The following is a 2,386-nucleotide window of genomic DNA, read 5'->3' as shown; positions in this document are numbered from 1 at the left end:
CCTCAAGGCGGACGCGGCGCCCCTCTCCCGTGTCCGTTCAAGCTCTTTCAACACCGAGCCTGAACGTCTGTGCCCGTGATACAAGGCGGATCCACGCCGACCGGCAAAAGAAAAGGGCGCTCCAACCGGAGCGCCTGAAGTCAGACGGGAAAACTGAAATCCAGATCGGCTCTGCCGTCAGGCGGCGATGGCGGCCGGCTCGGCTAGGGTCAGATAGCCGTCGCGCTGCTCACGCAGGTTGGCCAGCATGTCGCAGAGGCTGTCGCGAGCGAAGGGGTTTGCGGTTTCGGTGAGTTTCTGCTCCACGACAGCAATGAAGTCATCCAGAACGCTCAGGTGAAGCTTGGCAGAACGAGAAACTGCACCAGAGAACGAGAGCGCCTGCATGATCATTTCACTCCGGGATGGGCCGTGTTCGGTGAGATCATTAAGCATTCCCGCCAATTAACGAGGGGTTAAATTCACTCTTTGCGCTTCCGTCGCTTAAATACTAACACTTTCATCTAGACTTTCTGCGCATTATACCTCGAATGGGTAGTTTTACCGCTTCCAACCTTAATGCCCTTTGAATACACCAAATCGGCGGGGTCTCGGGGAGACCTCCGCCGCTTTCCGTGTTGCTAGCCCCGCTCTCCGAGGCGATGGTTCAGCGAGAGCTTGCCGCCGCCACGCAGCAGGATGACGATGGCAAGCAGACCTCACATCAGCGGGTACTCGTAGCCGCCGGCGGTCCAGAGAAGCCGTTGGGCAGATGCACGCTGAAGGCGGCGACTGCCATCAGCACTGCGATGGCGAGCGCTGCCGGCCGGGTCAGCAAGCCGGGCACAAGCGCCAAGCCGCCGAAGATCTCCACCAGACCCGCCGCCAGGGCGAAGAGCCAGCCGGGGTTCATGCGCAGCTGGGAGGAGAAGAACTCGCCCGTGCCGGTGATACTGTAGGACGGGTGGGGTCAGGTCCGGTGTGCTGGTAGATTCCACCGTTTGCGGAAAGCCGCCGATTCGCCCCGCTCGACCCCGTATTCGACCCCCGCTGCGCTGCCCCCCTCTAAGTTATCCAGTGGAATCTGGAATCATGCTCGGTGGAATCTCCCAGCAGAAGGTCGGTTATCCAGTGGATTCTACCAGCCATACAAATAGTTTGAGTCTAATAGTCTCAAATAGCTTTGCTGGTAGATTCCACCGTTGACCGGAAAGGTTTTCCGGGGCGGAATGACGATCATGAAGAGCATCCATACCCTGTTGCGGACACACGGCCTGGAGCGTGCCAGAGAACTCGTGACCGACAAGCTCGAACGGCAGGCACTGGAAATCGCAGCCGCCGTGCTTGCGGAAGAGAGCGAGACGCTCGGCATCTGCCATGCAGGCTTTGCCCTGACCTCCCTGCCCCACAAGGACACGCCGGAGCTTTTCTGGCGACGCGAGGGGCACAGGGTAACCCTGCTGGTGGAATCGGGACGCGAGGAAAACGGCGATCCGATCGGCGTGCCGTACGGCTCGAAGGCCCGGATGATCCTTATCTATCTGCAGACCCAGGCCCTGCGCAGCCGGTCGCGTGAGGTGGAGCTGGGCGGCTCCCTCAAGGGATGGATGAAGAACATGGGCATGGCGTCCATCGGGGGCGCCACCTACAAGATGGTCACCGAGCAGGCGAAGCGTATCAGCGCCTGCCGGCTGACCTTCTTCACGGACGCGGGCACCGCCAAGCAGCGCGAGAACGGCGCCTTCGTGGAGAAGGCCATTGAGCTGGCAGGCGTGCTGAACGACGAACGGCAGCCGACGCTCTGGCAGGATACGGTCCGGCTGAACGAGGCCTTCTACAACTCGCTGATCGAGCATCCGGTGCCGGTATCTGAGGCCGCGCTGCGCGAGATCGGCAATAAGTCCATGGCCATCGATATCTACGTGTGGTTAGCCTACCGGCTGCACTCGTTGACCAAGCCGACCCACCTGTCCTGGACCTCGGTATTTGCGCAATTCGGCGCCGGCTTCGGCGCTCTGCGGAACTTCAAGCCGGCCTTTACCGAGGCGCTGCGGATGGCACTTGCCGCTTATCCTGATGCGAAGGTGGAGGTGGAATCTACCAGCATCATCCTGCATCCAAGCCGACCGCCAGTGGCGAAAGCTCGGGAACGCCTAGGGCTGCAGTGACACGTCCCAGCCTGTGAGCCGAGCTTTTCTCCCCCGCAGCACAAAATGCGAGAGCCCCGATCCAGTGGCTCTGGGAGCAGGGCTGGCGCGGGTGTCTGCGGCCCGGAAATGAGACAGGCGACTGGGCCTTGTTGCGTAAATCGGGCTGCGGGCATGGCGTTCCCGCCAAGCCAGGCGCATCATGCCGGTCAACGTGCATGAGGTCGTGCTGTGTTCATCGTCAACGAGGAGGAAGCCGC

At 61.2% G+C, this 2,386-nt stretch carries 3 protein-coding genes; 1 reads left to right on the top strand and 2 read right to left on the bottom strand.

Translation table 11 applies throughout. The features are described 5' to 3' along the window. Positions 1 to 177 precede the first annotated feature (177 nt). Both JUB11_RS32325 and JUB11_RS32320 read right to left on the bottom strand, forming a co-directional pair. Positions 178 to 387: a hypothetical protein gene (locus JUB11_RS32325; protein WP_247887481.1), complete on the bottom strand. Its 210-nt coding sequence runs from the start codon at positions 385 to 387 to the stop codon at positions 178 to 180. A 316-nt stretch (positions 388 to 703) separates the two neighbouring features. Continuing rightward, positions 704 to 931, bottom strand: coding sequence for a DoxX family protein (locus tag JUB11_RS32320; RefSeq protein ID WP_348771553.1), 228 nt, complete (start codon positions 929 to 931; stop codon positions 704 to 706). Between the two features lie 286 nt (positions 932 to 1,217). Between JUB11_RS32320 and JUB11_RS32315 the strand changes: the two genes are divergently transcribed. After that, positions 1,218 to 2,147: a replication protein RepA gene (locus tag JUB11_RS32315; RefSeq protein WP_207462915.1), complete on the top strand. Its 930-nt coding sequence runs from the start codon at positions 1,218 to 1,220 to the stop codon at positions 2,145 to 2,147. The last annotated feature ends 239 nt before the right edge of the window (positions 2,148 to 2,386 follow it).

Origin of the sequence: Azospirillum sp. SYSU D00513 (assembly GCF_017356015.1) — a bacterium.
Taxonomy (GTDB): domain Bacteria; phylum Pseudomonadota; class Alphaproteobacteria; order Azospirillales; family Azospirillaceae; genus Azospirillum.
The sequence above is the reverse complement of the archived record's forward strand: the minus strand, read 5'-3'. Positions and strand labels throughout refer to the sequence as shown.

Coding starts and splice junctions, on each gene's coding strand:
- JUB11_RS32315 (WP_207462915.1), top strand. CDS start 1,218: ATGAAGAGCATCCATACCCTGTTGCGGACACACGGCCTGGAGCGTGCC.
- JUB11_RS32325 (WP_247887481.1), bottom strand. CDS start 387: ATGCAGGCGCTCTCGTTCTCTGGTGCAGTTTCTCGTTCTGCCAAGCTT.